This is a genomic window from Terrabacter sp. P5_B1, assembly GCF_056400505.1.
In genome coordinates, this window is record NZ_JBFULD010000537.1 from 1 (window position 1) to 1,590 (window position 1,590).

Consider the following 1,590-nt stretch of genomic DNA (forward strand, 5'->3'; position numbering starts at 1 on the left):
ACTCGACGGTGGGGACGTCCTACGGGCTACTGGGCCGGAACGACGTCGACGTCCGCGGCGCGCACGAACGCGAAGCGGTGGCCGAGCGAGATCTGGTAGTAGCGGTCCTGACCGACGACGTCGAGGTGGTCGTTCGGCGTGTCGGGTGAGAACGTCACCGCCCGGTAGTAGTCCGTGGGGACCGTCAGGTCACCGACGGCATACCGCTGGCCCGCCGCGAAGGAGTACTGCAGCGGCGCGAGCGCCTGGACCGGGATGCCCGCCGGGTAGGCGGACGCCTCCGGGTAGGCGCGACCGTAGACCGGGGCCTTGGCCAGACCGGCCTTGGGCACGACGTAGGCGCCCTTGACCGGGACAGCCGTCGGGTCGGACGCCGGGTTGAGGAACCAGCCCTTGACGCCGTTGAACCAGATCGCCGTCCAGTCGCCCTGACGCTCGGCGACCGCGAAGGTCAGGCCCGCCTGGGCACGGGCCCCGATGTCGGACACGCTCGTCGTCGACGGCGCACCCTTGGCGTTGCGTCCGATGTCGTTGACCAGCGGCGCCGACTCCGACGGGGCGGTGTGGAGGTAGACGAAGTTGGTCGGCTGCGACCCGCAGCTGTCCTGCACGCCGCTCGTGCAGTACGTGACCTGCTGGCGGTTGTCCTCGAAGCCGGGCAGGATGCGGACGAGGTCCTTGGCGGCGCCGGACGTGTGGGCCTGCAGCGGGGCGCCGAGCAGCTGGAAGTAGTGCTCCCAGTTCCAGTAGGGGCCCGGGTCCCAATGCATGCCGGCGACGTTCGCGGGCGTGACCCCGGGAATCTGGTCGTGGCCGAAGATGTGCTGCATGTCGAGCGGGATGTCGTACTCGTCGGCGAGGTAGCGCACCAGACGCGCCGACGAGCGATACATCGGCTCGCTGAACCACTGCGCCCCCGTCGCGGCGAAGCCCTCGTGCTCGAGCCCGATGGAGTGGCCGTTGATGTACCAGTTGCCGGCGTGCCAGCCGACGTCCTTGGCCTGGAGGTGCTGCGCGACGTGCCCGTCGGAGCTGCGCAGGGTGTAGTTCCACGCGAGGTACGTCGGGTCGGTCGCGAGCTTGAGGGTCGTGTCGTAGGTCGCCTCCGTGTTGTGGATGACGATGTTGGTGATCTTGGGCGCGACCGGGCGGTTCGCAAGGTCGTGGTTGCCGTAGTCACCGCCACCGAGGTCCTGGTAGGGCGCGGGGACCCACTCGCAGTCGAGTCCGGGCGGGCAGTCGACGGGGCCACTGTTCTGCTTCTTGTGCAGGCCGAGTCGCCCGACCTGGGCGGCCTGCGGCGTCACGCTCGAGGGGACGAGCGAGACCTGCTTGCCGTCGACGGTCCGCCGGGAGGCGCCGGRGGCGATGACGGAGTATGCGTCGTCGGCGAAGGCCGATGCGACGTCCTGCTCGGTCGAGCCGGAGGCGTCCGCGACCGCGGCGTACCACTGCCCCGCGTCGGTGGACGCGCCCGTCGGCAGCCCGAGCCGCTTCTGCGTGGCGGCGAGGAGGGCCGCGCCGCCGCGGATGTTGGCGCGCTCGTCGGTGCGCAGGGCCGTCTCCGGCAGGCCGGTCAGGGTGGCGGCC

At 70.9% G+C, this 1,590-nt stretch carries 1 protein-coding gene; it reads right to left on the bottom strand.

The features are described from left to right. Positions 1–26 precede the first annotated feature (26 nt). Positions 27–1,590: N-acetylmuramoyl-L-alanine amidase (locus AC1DP0_RS21740; RefSeq protein WP_478088632.1), on the bottom strand; the 1,564-nt coding region annotated here is incomplete at its 5' end.